We start from the raw sequence: 14072 nt of genomic DNA, 5'->3' as shown, positions 1-14072 counted from the left end.
GGAGTGAGTTCGCTACTTCCGGTCCTGCTGGAGGGTGGCCCACAGACCGTAGCCGTGCATCGCCTGCACGTCGCGTTCCATCTCCTCGCGACTGCCGCTGGAGACGACCGCCCGGCCTTTGTGGTGGACGTCCATCATGAGCTTGGTGGCCTTGTCCTTCGGGTAGCCGAAGTACGTCTGGAAGACGTAGGTCACATAGCTCATGAGGTTGACCGGGTCGTTGTGGACGATGGTGACCCACGGGACGTCGGGCTCGGGTACGGCGAAGGTCTCCTCCGCCGACTCGGTGCGTTCGATCTCTACGGGAGCGGGTGACGTCACAGGCCCATGCTGCCACCACAAGGGGGTCGCGGGCCAAATCACCCGGGAAATCGTCAAAGTGACGAGATGGGGGTAGCATCCGTCCTTATGAACACAGCGGACCTTGGGCTGCCGGTGGACGTTCCCTCGACGGCACTCTTCACGGATCACTACGAGCTGACGATGCTCCAGGCAGCCCTGAAGGCGGGCACCGCCGACCGGCGGTCGGTCTTCGAGGCCTTCACCCGGCGGCTGCCGGAGGGCCGGCGCTACGGCGTCGTCGCGGGCACCGGGCGGGTGCTCGACGCGGTGGAGAACTTCCGGTTCGACGCTGCCGTCCTCGACTTCCTGCGCGAGCGCCGGATCGTCAACGAGGAGACCCTGGAGTGGCTGGCCTCCTACCGCTTCCGCGGGGACATCTGGGGCTATCCCGAGGGCGAGGTCTACTTCCCGGGCTCGCCGGTTCTCCGGGTCGAGGGGTCCTTCGCGGAGTGCGTGCTGCTGGAGACGGTGATCCTCTCCATCCTCAACCACGACTCGGCGATCGCGGCGGCGGCGTCCCGGATGGCCTCGGCCGCCGGGGAGCGCCCGCTGATCGAGATGGGCGCCCGGCGCACCCACGAGCTGGCCGCGGTGGCCGCCTCCCGCGCCGCGTACATCGGCGGCTTCGCGACCACGTCCGACCTGGCAGCCGGTTTCCGCTACGACATCCCGACCGTCGGGACGAGCGCCCACGCGTTCACCCTGCTCCACGACAGCGAGCGGGACGCCTTCCAGGCCCAGGTGGACGCGCTGGGCCGGAACACGACGCTGCTGGTGGACACGTACGACGTCACCGAGGCGGTACGGGTGGCCGTGGAGGTCGCCGGGCCGGAACTCGGCGCGGTGCGCATCGACTCCGGGGATCTGCTCCTGGTCGCGCACCGGGTGCGGCAGCAGCTGGACGAGCTGGGGGCCACGCGGACGCGGATCATCGTGACCTCGGACCTCGACGAGTACGCGATCGCCTCGCTGGCGGCGGCGCCCGTGGACGCGTACGGGGTCGGCACCCAGCTGGTGACGGGTTCCGGCCACCCCACCTGTTCCATGGTCTACAAACTGGTCGCCCGCGCCGAGTCGGCGGACCCGAAGGCTCCGCTCGTCCCGGTGGCGAAGAGGTCGAGCGGGGGCAAGACGTCCGTCGGCGGCCGGAAGTGGGCGGCCCGGCGGCTCGACCGGGACGGGATCGCGGAGGCCGAGGTGATCGGTACGGGACCGGTGCCCGTCGAGCTGGCCGACCGGCAGCTGCTGGTCGAGCTGGTCAAGGGCGGCCGGGTGATCGCCCGCGAGCCGCTGGACGTCGTACGGGACCGGCATGCCGCCGCGCGCGCCAACCTGCCGCTGTCGGCGACCCAGCTGTCGCGCGGGGAGGCCGTCATTCCGACGGAGTATCTGCCCGTGCGCGTCTGACAGCCCCGGTGCGCAGGGGCTACGGGCGTCCGCGCGCGCCGATTGCCCCGAATGCCCCCTCCCGAAGTGGTGCGGAAGTCTCTAGGCTCGGTGGTTCAGTAGTTCAGTAGTTCAGTAGTTCGCGCAGTCACACCGGCCGGGCCCGCACCCCTCCCGTACGACCGACCCGCCGTCGCCGCCGAAACGGCCGTACGGCCGAAACCGTCGAAGGAAGACCGCCCATGCGCCGCGCCTTGATCGTCGTAGACGTGCAGAACGACTTCTGCGAGGGAGGCAGTCTCGCGGTGGCCGGAGGTGCCGACGTGGCCGCCGCGATCACCGAACTGATCGGGCAGGCCCCCGCCGGATACCGCCACGTCGTGGCGACCCGTGACCACCACATCGCCCCCGGCGGCCACTTCGCCGACAACCCCGACTTCCAGCGCTCCTGGCCCGCGCACTGCGTGGCCGGCACGGAGGGCGTCGGCTTCCACCCGAACTTCGCCCCGGCGGTCGCCTCCGGCGCGATCGACGCCGTGTTCGACAAGGGCGCGTACGCGGCGGCCTACAGCGGTTTCGAGGGCGCCGACGAGAACGGCGTCACGCTGGCCGAGTGGCTGCGGGCCCGCGAGATCGACGAGGTGGACGTGGTCGGCATCGCGACCGACCACTGCGTCAGGGCCACCGCCCTGGACGCGGCCCGCGAGGGCTTCCGCACCCAGGTCCTGCTGGACCTCACCGCCGGAGTCGCCGAGGAGTCCACGGACCGGGCCCTGGAGGAGCTGCGGGCGGCGGGCGTGGAGCTGTCCGGCAAGCCGGTGGTGTGACCCGTAGGCCGTACGCCCTGGTCAGTCGGCCGCCTGGTTCAGCCATGTGCCGTCGCGCATCAGGTCCCGGTCGGCCATCTCGGGCACGGTTCCCCACGCTTGGATGACTTCCGGGACGACCTGGAACCAGACGTACGCGGGGCCGCTCTCCCGCGGGTCCCAGCCGTCCTTCGCGGTGAAGGCGTCGCCCACGCCGGCCGGCAGTTCGTCGCGGGTCAGCGTGCGGGCCGTGCCGTGGATCAGGACCACGTCCCGGGTGTGGCCGAAGCAGAGTCGTACCCGGCCCGAGGCGCGCAGGTTGCGGCCGGTCGGGTTGGTGTCGCGGGTGGCCAGCCACACCGTCCCGCCGTCCCACCAGAAGGTCAGCGGAACGAGGGTCGGCTCGCCGTCGGCGTCTGCCGTGGCGACCCATACGTCGATGTCCCGCGCGAGCCGTTCCAGCGCCTCGCGCCTGCGCTGCTCGATGCCGCGGGGTCCGTCGGGGTGAACTTCGGCTGCCGTCATTCGACGAGGTTACGGCGCGCGTCGGCCCTGCACATCCGGCGGCGGTCCGGGTCGCGGGGCGGAGGACCGGACCGGTCTGAACCGGCCTGAACCAGCCGGGACGTCCCCGCCCGTCACACCCGTGCCGGCGGCCTCCGCAGCAGGGACCCGATCGGGTGCCACAGCTCCGTGCGCTCCGGTATGGACGGGACGCTGTTGTCCGGGGCCGTGCGCCATATCAGGCCGTCGGGGTGGTGGAGGACGGCCGTGATCTCGTCGGGGGTGGGCGGGGCCGCGTTGCCCCGGAGGTAGACCGCTCGCAGGCCGAGGTTGCGCAGGCGGGTCAGTGCCCTGGCCCGGTTCCGGGCCAGTACCAGGACGCGTACGTCGTCCAGGCCGGCGCCCGTGCGGACGGGGGCCGGGGCGGTGGGGCTGGGCAGGTTCAACGCCACCACCACGCTGCCACTGGGCAACGTGCAGAAACCTCCTGCGGCCATGCGGTCACACCCCCCGTGGGACTCGGTGTCAATAAGAAAGGCACAGGAGGCACCTAAACACGATCGGCCGCGACCCGCCAGGGGGTCACGGCCGATCATGCTCTGACCTGCGATTATGTGGACTACTTCACCGCAGGGCCCACCTGGAGCGAGATCGTGGAGCCGTCCTTGGCCTCCTTGACGATCTTGATCTTGGTGTTGGTGTCAGTGATCTTCACGCCCGCGAGCGGGGTCGCCGCGTCGTAGTACGTGGAGGTGTGGTCGTTGAAGACCGGCACGCCCTTCTGGGAGGCGACCTTCGTGAGCACGTCCGCCTTGTGGAGCCGGAGGGCGTCCGTGCGGTACAGGCTGAACGGGGAGTCGTAGGACTGGATACGGCTGCGCATCAGCGTGCCGTCCGCCCACTTCAGCGCGGTCGGGTGCGCGTCCACCGGAAGGACCAGACCGGCACCCGGGTGCGCGGTGACGTTGTTGTCCCTCTGGGAGGTGTCCCACTTCCAGATCAACAGACCGTTCTGGTACGGGAAGTGCTCGACCCAGGACGGACGGGTCGTCGAGAAGCCGAAGTTGTACGGGCCGACCTTGAGGGTCTTGTCGTACGACACGTACTGGCGGTTCTCGGCGATGTAGTACTGCGGGTAGTCGTCCGTGATGGCCGCGCCGATGCGCGAGAAGCCCTTCGTCGTCCACGCCGCGTCCGCGCTCTCCGCGTTGTCGGCGAAGACCGTGGCGCCGTCGGCGGTGACGGTGATCTCGTCGGCCGCGAAGCCCTTCAGGGAGACGCCGCCGTCGGACGTGTAGCGGAAGCGGAGGTCGAACTTCTTGCCCGCGTAGGCGTTCAGGGAGTACGACAGCTTCTTGTACGCGTCCACCGTGCCGGTGAGCGCCGGGTTGCCGCTGCCGTCGCGCGGGATGGCAGCGCCGTCGACCGTGCCGTCGAGGGGCGTGTAGGTGGCGCCGCCGTTGGTGGAGACCTCGGTGTAGAGGTAATCGTAGTCGGCCTCGATGTCGTACCAGCCGTCCAGGGTCAGGGTGGCCGAGGACTTGCCGGTGAGGTCGACCGAACGGGTCAGCGTGTTGGAGAGGTTGTTGTCGCTGCCGCTCCACCACTGGGTCGCGCCCTGCGCCGGGGTGACGACCGGGGTGGTGACCGTCTTCTCGGGCAGTTCGACGACGAGCGCCTGCGCGTTCTTGGTGTTGTACTCGGCGACGCCCAGCTTGTGGTTCGACTTCTTCCCGGCCTTCGCCGTGTCGTAGTCGAGCCAGCCCAGCTGGAGCTTGTCCCAGGCGTTCATGTCGCCGGGCAGGTTGCCGATGTTGTCGCCGCCGGTGCCGAGCCAGGAACCGGACGACATCAGCGTCCAGAACCCGGTGGAGTTCTCACCGGTGTTGGTGGTGTCGTAGTGGTCCGGCAGACCGAGGTCGTGGCCGTACTCGTGGGCGAAGACGCCGAGTCCGCCGTTCTCCGGCTGGATGGTGTAGTCGCCGACCCAGATGCCGGTGTCGCCGATCTGCGCGCCGCCGAGCTGGTTGCCCGCCGGGCCGGTCGAGCCGGCGTCGGTGCCGAACGCGTACCAGCGGTGGGCCCAGATGGCGTCCTCGCCCTGGGCGCCGCCGCCCGCGGACTCGTCCTCACCGGCGTGCACGATCTGGAAGTGGTCGATGTAGCCGTCGGGCTCGTTGAAGTTGCCGTCGGCGTCGAAGTCGTAGCGGTCCCACTGGTCGTACGCGGCCAGTTGCGCCTTGATCTCCGCGTCGGTCGCGCCGGCTGCCTCCTGCGCCGCGACCCATGCGGTGACACCGTCCTGGACCGCGTACCAGGCGCCGTCGTTGGCCAGGTTGGAGCCGTAACGGGCCTCGTTGTAGGGGACCTTGACCCAGTCCGAGACGGTGCCCTCGACCGAGTAGCGGCCCGAGGACTGCTTCTCGTAGTACTTCTTCATCGACTCGACGTTCTTGCCGGTGCCGAAGTAGAGCTTCTGGAAGTGGTCGGTGTTGTAGTCCGCCTGCCAGGCCGTGCTGTTGTCCTGGGTGCGGTCCGGCTGGGCTATCTCGTTGTGGAGCGGGCCGACCGTGCCGCCGTAGCGGCTGTCGATCTGGTCGCCGAACTCGACCAGGATCGTGAAGATCTTGTCGGTCTTCTCCCGGCCCAGTTCGACGTACTTGCCCTTGCCCTTGCCGCTCTTCAGCTGCACGACCTGCGAACCGTTGCGGTTCTTGGCCGTGGCCTCGCCGGAGATGACCTGGTTGAGTGCTTCCTCGCGCTGGGCCTCCTGCGTCTTGGTCAGCGGGCCGTCGAGGTCGTGGTCCGCTTGCTGCTGCCCCGCCGGGTCGTGCCGGTTCGCGGCCGGCGCGGCCGAAGCGCTCGAATCGGCCTCGGCGATGGCGTAGGTGGAGAAGGTGGCGGCGGCTGTGGCGAGTGCCACACCGACGGCCGCCGTTCTGAACGTCCAGGGTCTGCTGGTCACTTGAGGGTCCCTCCCCCGCGTCCGTCCGCGCGGATGGGGGGTTCCTGGTTCGGAAGCTCTCCGCGGGCGGTATACGCGTGTAGTCAAGTGACGTAATTTGACTAGAGGTTTAGAAGAAAAGACAGACCTTGACTTGAACAGGTCAAATGCATTATGCGGAGTTGATGATCGCTATAACTCCGCCATAGGCTCGCTTTACGGACATCGGGAGCACGTCCGACGTGTCGCCCAACCGGCGCGCGGGCGCGTCCAGTTGCTGGACGCCGTGACTCCGTGCGCCCCCTGTGCTCCGGAGCCGTGGGTTAGGTCACGCTTACCGCGCGTTCCAGTCGGGCATGGACGCGATTAGAGTCGGTTGGCGGAACGCCGGATGCCCGGTGGAAAGCCAGGTCGACCCGCTCCCCTCACTCCCGATTCCCACGAGGACTCGATTGCCATGCCTCGTCAGACCGCGCCTCGTCCGACCGTCGCACAGCTCACCTACGGTTCGTGCACCGTGATTCTCTCGACGCTCGCCATGCTGCTGCTGTCTCAGACGGATTCGGGTCCGGGGGTCGCGTTGATCGCCCTCGTGGGACTCGTGCTGGGACTGCTCGTCGCCATGACCGTGCCCCGGTCCAGGCCGGCTCGGGCGACCTCACAGATCGTCGCCTCGTCGGCCGCCCAGGCGCCGCGCGAACGCGTCCCCGTACAGGCCTCCTCAGGACAGCAGGACTGAACCACCCCTTCCGCTCCGCCAACGGCGGTTGGGCGGGGCCCGCATGATGCGGGCCCCGCCCAACCGCCGTTGCCGTTCCCGGAGTTGATCAACTGGTGCTGACCACCACCGTCTTGGCCGCCTTGTCGTGCAGGCCCTGCCGGTACGGCTTGTCGAAGAAGCTCCAGCCGCCCGAGATCGCCGTCCAGACGCAGGCGCAGCAGAACGCGAACGGGATCCACAGCACGAGCGCCCGGACGAGCGCGCTCTGCACGGAGGGCGTGGCGCCGTTGTCGAGGTTGGCCACCCGGAGCCGGAGCCACTTCTTGCCGAGCGTCTGCCCGGTGCGGGAGATCAGAATCGTGTCGTACGCGATGTAGAGCACGGCGGCGACGAGCGACTGGCCGACCGAGCGGCCGTAGTTGATGTCGTCGCCGTCGACGTCGTACTCGTTGACGTTGAAACCCCAGGTGAGCAGCCCGACGACGACACCGACGAGGATCATGTCGACGAGCCGCGCGAGCACACGCCGGCCGCCGTCGGCGAGCGGGGGCATGCCCGCGAGGGGGTCGCCGGCACCGCCGTACGGATCACCGCCGCCCGCGTAGGGCGGGCCGCCACCTCCATAAGGCGAGCCGCCGCCGGCGGGGCCTGAGCTGCCGTAGGGATCGCCTGCGCCGTACGACGGAGGCGGCGGCTGCTTCCTGAACGGGTCGTCGTCCGGTGGCTGCTGACCGGAGCCGGGGGGCGGTTCGCTGCTCATGGCCCGAGTGGACCGCGAACCCCCCGGCTCCGCATCCGGCGAGGGGCCGTCCGGGGTACCGGATCAGGTGATCCGTACGCCGTACCCGTCCCACCCACCGTCGAACGTACGGCCGCCGTATATCGGTGCGCGCTCAACCCGCCACGAAGGTGTGCGCGGCCTTGTCGTGCCAGCACTGGCGCCACGGGCGGTCGAACAGGCACCACAGGACACCCACGACGCCGATGCCGAGCAGTCCGGGGACGATGTAGACGAGCCAGCGGCGCAGGGCCCCGCCGAACGACGGCGGCTCGTGGCCCTCGATGTCCCGGACCTCCAGACCGACCAGCTTCTTGCCGAGGGTGCGGCCCCACTTGGCCGTGGGCCACGCCTCGGACAGGATCCCGGCCAGCAGCAGCACGGCCAGCACGATGCCCAGGTACAGCCCGGTCGTGCCGTCCAGCAGCCATACGGTCACGGTCTCGCCGGAGAGCTTGGCCTCGTCGATCTTCTCCGTGATGTGGTCGACGGCCATGGTGCCCAGCGGCACGGCTGCGGCGGCGGTGAGGGCGCCGACGACCAGGGTGTCCACGAGCCGCGCGAACAGCCGCTTGCCGAGGCCCGCCGGACGGGCCGACGCCTGTCTGCGGGCGGCGGCCTGGAACACGTCCTCGACGGGCGGCTTCCAGGGCGCGAGGCGCTGCTCCCCGCCCTCCTCGGGCCCGCCCAGGCGGTGCACCTGCTGGGCCCAGGAGGGCTGGCCACCGCCGACGCCGGGGGCCATGGCCGCGCCGGCGCCGGGACTGTTCTGCTGGGGGACGGCCGGCGGCGGGGGCAGCAGGGCGGGGTTCGCGCCCTGGGCCGACGCCGCGCGGGCCGCCGCGGCCTTTCCGGCGCCGAAGCCGCGTCCGTTTCCGGGCGAGGGTGCGGGTGCCGTGACAGGGCCCTGCGCGCCCTCCGGCGAGCCCGTGCTCCCCGGCTGCGCGCCGCCCGCCCCGTCTTCGCGCCCCGTGCGCGGGGAGAGCGCACGGAAGGTCATGGTGCCCTCGGAGGGCACGGGGCCACGGGTGCCGGGGACGCCTCCCTCGGCGCCGGTGGCGGCCGGTCCCGGGGTGGGCCGGCGGAACACGAACGTGCCCGACTCGGGCACGTCACCGGCGTCCGGCTCCATCGGCGGGATCGTCGCCGAACCGTCCGTACGGGACGACCGCCCGTCCGGCTGGAACGGGGGCTCGTGCGCAGCCCTGGAGTCGGCGGTCCTCGGGTCGGCCGCCGGTGCCGGGAAGCCCCAGGAGACCTGGCGGTCCCGGTCGCCGCCGAACCCGGACTGACGGGAGCGGTCGGCGCCCCAGGCGGACGCCGGTTCCGGCCGGCTGCCGTGCTGGGCCTCGGCCGGGGTCGCCCGACGCGGCTCGGCGCCCGGCGAGTGCGGGTCCTCGTCGAAGAAGTGCGGCCCGGTCTCCTCGACCCGCGCCGCGGCGGGCGCGCCGTCGGACTGCGCCGGGCGGCTGGTGCCCGGCACCCAGGCGGTGCCGTTCCAGAACCGGACATATCCAGGAATGGACGGGTCCGGGTAAAACCCTTCGCGGGGCCTGTCGTCACCGGGTGCCGGGGTTGGGGCGCTCATGTCCGTCGTCCCGTATCTGCTCGGGGGTCATTTGGGGTGCCCCACATCTATCAGACCGGCGCACGCGCCGATGCCCCTCCCGCGCTACCTAATCCCTTCGTGACAGCTTCTGCCATCTGTCGCGACGGCTCCGACACCGTTCGCAAAAAACTTCTCCGAAAAACCTCTCGGAACCCGCGTAATGCTGACGCCTTCCCGCGCTCTCTCCTCGTACGGGCCCACCGCAGGCCCCGTACGAGACGCCCGTCGCGCTCGTCGAGAGAGGGGAAGTGCCCGCCATGAGTCACGCCATGAACACCGTGGTGGAACGGGAACTGGAGCTGCAACTCATCCTGTCGCCGGAGCGGAGCATTCCGGTCCCCGCACGCCTCACCTACCGCACCAACGATCCGTTCGCCGTCCACATCGCCTTCCACATCGGCTCCGAGAACCCGGTGAACTGGACGTTCGCCCGCGAACTCCTCGTCGAGGGGGTGTTCCGGCCGTGCGGGCACGGTGACGTCCGGGTGTGGCCGACGAAGGTCGACGGGCGCAGCGTCATCCTGATGGCGCTGAGCTCACCCGACGGGGACGCCCTGCTGGAGGCGCCCACCGCTCAGGTGTCGGCGTGGCTGGAGCGCACCCTGCGGGTGGTCCCCCCGGGCTCTGAGGCCGAGCAGCTCGGCATCGACGACGGCCTCGCCGAGCTGCTCGCACCGACTCCGGCCGATGATCTGTGGCTGCGCGACCCGTGGCCGTCGGACGAGTCCCAGGACGGGGAGGGATACGTATGACACGCACCGCACGTGTGACACGTACCGCCGGTCGTTCAGAACAGTTTTCCCGGGTTCAGGAGGCCCAGCGGGTCGAAGGCCGCCTTGACCGCCCGCTGCATCTCCACGCCCACCGGGCCCAGCTCACGCGCCAGCCACTCCTTCTTGAGGATGCCGACGCCGTGCTCCCCGGTGATCGTGCCGTCGAGTTCCAGGCCGAGGGCCATGATCTCGTCGAAGGACTCGCGGGCCCGCCGGGACTCGTCGGCGTCCTGGGCGTCGAAGCAGACCGTGGGGTGGGTGTTGCCGTCGCCCGCGTGGGCGCAGACCCCGATGGTCAGCCGGTACTTCTCGGCGATGCGCTCGACCCCTTCCAGCAGCTCGGCGAGCCGCGACCGGGGTACGCACACGTCGTCGATCATCGTCGTGCCCTTGACCGCTTCGAGCGCGACCAGGCACAACCGCCTTGCCTGGAGGAGGAGTTCGGACTCGGCTGCGTCGTCGGCGGGGACCACCTGCGTCGCCCCGGCCGCCTCGCAGAGTTCGCCGACGGCGGCCAGGTCGGCGGCGGGGTCGTGGGTGTCGAAGGCGCAGAGCAGCAGGGCCTCGGTGGTCTCCGGCAGGCCCATGTTCGCCAGCGCGTTGACGGCCTTGACGGTCGTACGGTCCATCAGTTCGAGGAGGGACGGCACGTGACCGCCCGCCATGATCCGGCACACGGCGTCGCAGGCGGCGGCGGCCGAGGCGAACTCGGCGGCCAGGACCAGCTGCCGGGGCGGCTGCGGCTTCAGCGCCAGCACCGCCCGTACGACGACGCCGAGCGAGCCCTCCGAGCCCACGAACAGGCGGGTGAGGTCGTATCCGGCGACGCCCTTCGCGGTCCGCCGCCCGGTGGACATGAGCCGCCCGTCGGCCAGCACCACGTCGAGGCCCAGGACGTACTCGGCGGTGACGCCGTACTTCACGCAGCACAGCCCGCCCGACGCGGTGCCGATGTTGCCGCCGATCGTACACATCTCCCAGCTGGAGGGGTCCGGCGGGTAGTACAGCCCGTGTTCGTTGACCGCGCGGGAGAGCGTCGCGTTGATGACGCCGGGCTCGACGACGGCGATGCGGTCGACCGGGTTGATCTCCAGGATCCGGTCCATCTTCACCAGCGACAGCACGATGCAGCCCTCGGACGCGTTGGCCGCGCCCGACAGCCCGGTACGGGCGCCCTGCGGGACGACCGGGACTCGCAGTTCCGTGGCGACGCGCATGACGTGCTGGACCTGTTCGACGGTGCGAGGCAGGACCACGACGGCCGGGGTGCCCGCCTCGCAGAAGCTCGCCATGTCGTTCGCGTAGGCGGCGGTGACGTCCGGATCGGTGAGCACGGCCTCGGCCGGCAGCTCCGCGAGCAGCCGGTCCGTGAGGTTGCCCTGGGCTTCGTCGGGTGCGGCTTGGATACGGCTCATGATCACAGCGTCGCACCCGGGGCCATCGGTGTGAACCCCGTCTGTGAGGTGCTTTCGGTACGGGAATCCGGTCGTCGTATTGACGCACAGTGAGCGCCATGGAGATGGAGAGAGTCCGTGGCCGTGGTCGTGTACGTGTCCTTCCTCGCCCGTTGATCGCCGCACTCGCGGGGTGTGCGGTACTCGGCGGCGCGCTGATGCTGCTGCCCCCGGACCGCCCGGCCTCGGCGCCCGCACCGGCGCCGGGTCCGGCGGCCCGGGCGGAACTGGCGGTGATTGGCGGGGTGCCCGCCGCGCTGCCCGACCTGGCGGTGTTCATCGGCGACCGTGAGGCGTATGTACGCACCCATGCGCGTGACGGGCAGGCCTGGGCGCAGCTCGGCTCGGCCTATGTGGAGCGCGGGCGGCGGACGGCGGACGCCGCTGCCTTCCCGAGGGCGGAGCGGGCGCTGCGTACGTCGCTGAGGGTGCGCCCGGCGAACGGGGACCGGAACGCCGAGGGGCTCGTGGGCATGGCCGCGCTGGCGAACGCGCGGCGTGACTTCCCGGCCGCCCGGAAGTGGGGCGAGGCGGCGCTGCGTCAGGCGCCGAAGCGCTGGACGTCGTACCCGCCGCTGCTCGACGCGTACACGGGCCTCGGCGACTACAAGGCGGTCCGGCGGACGCTGGAGCGGCTGCAGGGGCTGCGTTCCGGGGCGACGGTGCCGGCGGTGCTGGCGAGGGCGGCGGGCGTGTACCGGGACCGGGGCTGGCGCGAGGACGCGCAGGCGGCGCTCGCGGACGCGGCGGCGCGGGCCGCGACCCCGGCCGAGGAGGCCGAATGGCAGTACCGGGCGGGCGAGTTGGCGTGGGAACGCGGCGAACCGGCCGATGCGCTGCGGCACTTCGAGGCGGCCCTGCGGCTCGACCCCGGGCTGTCGTCCGCGCGGGCGGGCGAAGGGCGGGCGTTGGCGGCACTGAGCCGTACACCAGAGGCGCTGAACGCGTACCGGGCGGCCCTCGCGAAACAGCCGTCACCTCAATACGCGCTGGAGCTGGGCGAGTTGTACGACTCCCTGGGGCGGCCCGGGGAGGCGCAGGCGCAGTACGCGGTGCTGCGGGCGCGGGTGGCGAAGGAGCAAGCCGGCGGGGTCGACGGCGAGTTGCTGCTCGGGCGGTTCGAAGCGGACCACGGGGACGCGGGGTCGGCCGTACGGCGGCTGCGCGCGGAGTGGGCACGACAGCCGGGGCTCGATGTCGCGGACGCGCTGGGCTGGGCGTCGCACCGGGCGGGCAGGGGTGAGGAGGCACTCGGCTGGGCGAAGCGGGCCACCGACAAGGAGCACGGCGCCGAGGTGCGCAGCGCCCTGTACGTGTACCACCGGGGCATGATCGAGCGGGAGTTGGGGCTGACGGGTCCCGCGCGCCGGCATCTGGAGGAGGCACTGCGGATCAACCCGTACTTCTCGCCGGTGGGCGGGCCGGCGGCGAGGGAGGCACTGAAGAACCTGGGGGACCCGGGGGAACTGGGGGCGTTGTAGGCCTCAACGCCCCCTGCCCGTAAGCCTATTGGCTGTCTACAGGTTGCCGCGCTTGTCCTGCTCGCGCTCGATCGCCTCGAACAGGGCCTTGAAGTTGCCCTTGCCGAAGCCCATCGAGCCGTGCCGTTCGATGATCTCGAAGAAGACGGTCGGACGGTCCTGGACCGGCTTGGTGAAGATCTGGAGCAGGTAGCCGTCCTCGTCGCGGTCGACGAGGATCTTCAGCTCGCGAAGGGTCTCGACGGGGACACGGGTGTCGCCGGCCCACTCCCCCAGGGTGTCGTAGTACGAGTCGGGCGTGTCGAGGAACTGGACGCCGGCCGCCCGCATGGTCCGTACGGTCTCGACGATGTCGCCCGAGTTGAGGGCGATGTGCTGGACGCCCGCGCCGCCGTAGAACTCCAGATACTCGTCGATCTGGGACTTCTTCTTGGCGATGGCCGGCTCGTTGATGGGGAACTTGACCTTGAGGGTGCCGTCGGCGACGACCTTCGACATCAGCGCGCTGTACTCGGTGGCGATGTCGTCGCCCACGAACTCCTTCATGTTCGTGAAGCCCATGACCTTGTTGTAGAAGCCGACCCATTCGTCCATGTGGCCGAGCTCGACGTTGCCCACGCAGTGGTCGATCGCCTGGAAGGTGCGCCGGGCGGGCGGTTCGACGATCGGGGCGGCGGCGGCGAACCCCGGGAGGTACGGACCGTCGTACCCCGTGCGCTCGACGAGGGTGTGGCGGGTCTGGCCGTACGTGGCGATCACGGCGAGGACGACCGTGCCGTGCTCGTCCTTCAGCTCGTACGGCTCGGCCAGCGAGCGGGCGCCGTGCTCGACGGCGTACGTGTACGCGGCGCGGGCGTCCGGGACCTCGATGGCGAGGTCGACGACGCCGTCGCCGTGCTCGGCCACATGTGCGGCCAGGAAGTGGCCCCAGGTGGTGGCGGGTTTGACGACGGAGGTGAACACGAACCGGGCGGAGCCGTTCTCCAGGACGTACGACGCCGTCTCGCGGCTGCCCGTCTCCGGTCCGGAGTAGGCGACGAGCCGCATGCCGAAGGCCGTGGAGTAGTAGTGCGCCGCCTGCTTGGCGTTGCCCACGGCGAAGACGACCGCGTCCATTCCCTTGACCGGGAAGGGATCTGCCTGCCGGGCGGTGTCGGGAGTGTGGTGTGTGGTCTGCGTCATGACCGCAGCCTGGTCCTGGTGCGGCAAGATGCGCAACAGTTTGCGCTGGAGCTGGACATTCTGCTCAGCTGTAGACGCGAAGGTGCGGGCTT

At 70.6% G+C, this 14072-nt stretch carries 13 protein-coding genes; 5 read left to right on the top strand and 8 right to left on the bottom strand.

Annotated features, from left to right (window positions below):
* Positions 1–12: 12 nt before the first annotated feature.
* Positions 13–321 (bottom strand): ATP-dependent Clp protease adapter ClpS, encoded by a 309-nt coding sequence (clpS, locus tag ACW4TU_RS28355; RefSeq protein WP_457417582.1) that lies wholly within the window; start codon positions 319–321, stop codon positions 13–15.
* An 87-nt stretch (positions 322–408) separates the two neighbouring features.
* On the opposite strand from clpS, the gene ACW4TU_RS28350 reads away from it, so the two are divergent.
* Positions 409–1749, top strand: a complete 1341-nt coding sequence (locus tag ACW4TU_RS28350) for a nicotinate phosphoribosyltransferase (RefSeq protein WP_457417580.1) — start codon at positions 409–411, stop codon at positions 1747–1749.
* Between the two features lie 221 nt (positions 1750–1970).
* Positions 1971–2555 (top strand): nicotinamidase, encoded by a 585-nt coding sequence (locus ACW4TU_RS28345; RefSeq protein ID WP_457417578.1) that lies wholly within the window; start codon positions 1971–1973, stop codon positions 2553–2555.
* A gap of 21 nt (positions 2556–2576) precedes the next feature.
* On the opposite strand, the gene ACW4TU_RS28340 is transcribed toward ACW4TU_RS28345, so the two are convergent.
* The 3 genes from ACW4TU_RS28340 to ACW4TU_RS28330 all read right to left on the bottom strand — a co-directional run bounded on the left by ACW4TU_RS28340 (position 2577) and on the right by ACW4TU_RS28330 (position 6003).
* The gene (locus tag ACW4TU_RS28340) at positions 2577–3059 is read right to left on the bottom strand and encodes a pyridoxamine 5'-phosphate oxidase family protein (RefSeq protein WP_457417576.1); all 483 of its coding nucleotides are present in this window, start codon (positions 3057–3059) and stop codon (positions 2577–2579) included.
* A 113-nt stretch (positions 3060–3172) separates the two neighbouring features.
* Positions 3173–3535, bottom strand: a complete 363-nt coding sequence (locus ACW4TU_RS28335) for a hypothetical protein (RefSeq protein ID WP_457417574.1) — start codon at positions 3533–3535, stop codon at positions 3173–3175.
* Between the two features lie 122 nt (positions 3536–3657).
* Positions 3658–6003, bottom strand: a complete 2346-nt coding sequence (locus ACW4TU_RS28330) for an immune inhibitor A domain-containing protein (RefSeq protein ID WP_457417572.1) — start codon at positions 6001–6003, stop codon at positions 3658–3660.
* 436 nt (positions 6004–6439) lie between these two features.
* Here ACW4TU_RS28330 and ACW4TU_RS28325 point away from each other — a divergent pair, with 436 nt between their 5' ends.
* On the top strand, positions 6440–6721 hold the full coding sequence (locus ACW4TU_RS28325) for a hypothetical protein (RefSeq protein WP_457417570.1): 282 nt from the start codon (positions 6440–6442) through the stop codon (positions 6719–6721).
* A gap of 88 nt (positions 6722–6809) precedes the next feature.
* On the opposite strand, the gene ACW4TU_RS28320 is transcribed toward ACW4TU_RS28325, so the two are convergent.
* Both ACW4TU_RS28320 and ACW4TU_RS28315 read right to left on the bottom strand, forming a co-directional pair.
* Positions 6810–7463 (bottom strand): RDD family protein, encoded by a 654-nt coding sequence (locus tag ACW4TU_RS28320; RefSeq protein ID WP_457417568.1) that lies wholly within the window; start codon positions 7461–7463, stop codon positions 6810–6812.
* A gap of 133 nt (positions 7464–7596) precedes the next feature.
* A complete protein-coding gene (locus ACW4TU_RS28315) occupies positions 7597–9069 on the bottom strand; it encodes an RDD family protein (RefSeq protein ID WP_457417566.1) in 1473 nt (490 codons plus the stop codon).
* A 290-nt stretch (positions 9070–9359) separates the two neighbouring features.
* Between ACW4TU_RS28315 and ACW4TU_RS28310 the strand changes: the two genes are divergently transcribed.
* Positions 9360–9842, top strand: coding sequence for an SsgA family sporulation/cell division regulator (locus ACW4TU_RS28310; protein WP_457430344.1), 483 nt, complete (start codon positions 9360–9362; stop codon positions 9840–9842).
* A gap of 35 nt (positions 9843–9877) precedes the next feature.
* On the opposite strand, the gene ACW4TU_RS28305 is transcribed toward ACW4TU_RS28310, so the two are convergent.
* Complete coding sequence (locus ACW4TU_RS28305; protein ID WP_457417564.1) at positions 9878–11284, bottom strand: FAD-binding oxidoreductase; 1407 nt, start codon at positions 11282–11284, stop codon at positions 9878–9880.
* Positions 11285–11376: 92 nt separating this feature from the next.
* Between ACW4TU_RS28305 and ACW4TU_RS28300 the strand changes: the two genes are divergently transcribed.
* Entirely contained in the window at positions 11377–12798 is a 1422-nt protein-coding gene (locus ACW4TU_RS28300; protein WP_457417562.1) for a tetratricopeptide repeat protein, read from the top strand.
* 36 nt (positions 12799–12834) lie between these two features.
* On the opposite strand, the gene hppD is transcribed toward ACW4TU_RS28300, so the two are convergent.
* Complete coding sequence (hppD, locus tag ACW4TU_RS28295) at positions 12835–13980, bottom strand: 4-hydroxyphenylpyruvate dioxygenase (RefSeq protein ID WP_457417560.1); 1146 nt, start codon at positions 13978–13980, stop codon at positions 12835–12837.
* Between the last annotated feature and the right edge of the window lie 92 nt (positions 13981–14072).

The sequence above is a fragment of the Streptomyces kryoterrae genome (genome assembly GCF_054072135.1).
This window is presented reverse-complemented; position numbering and strand designations above follow the sequence as displayed.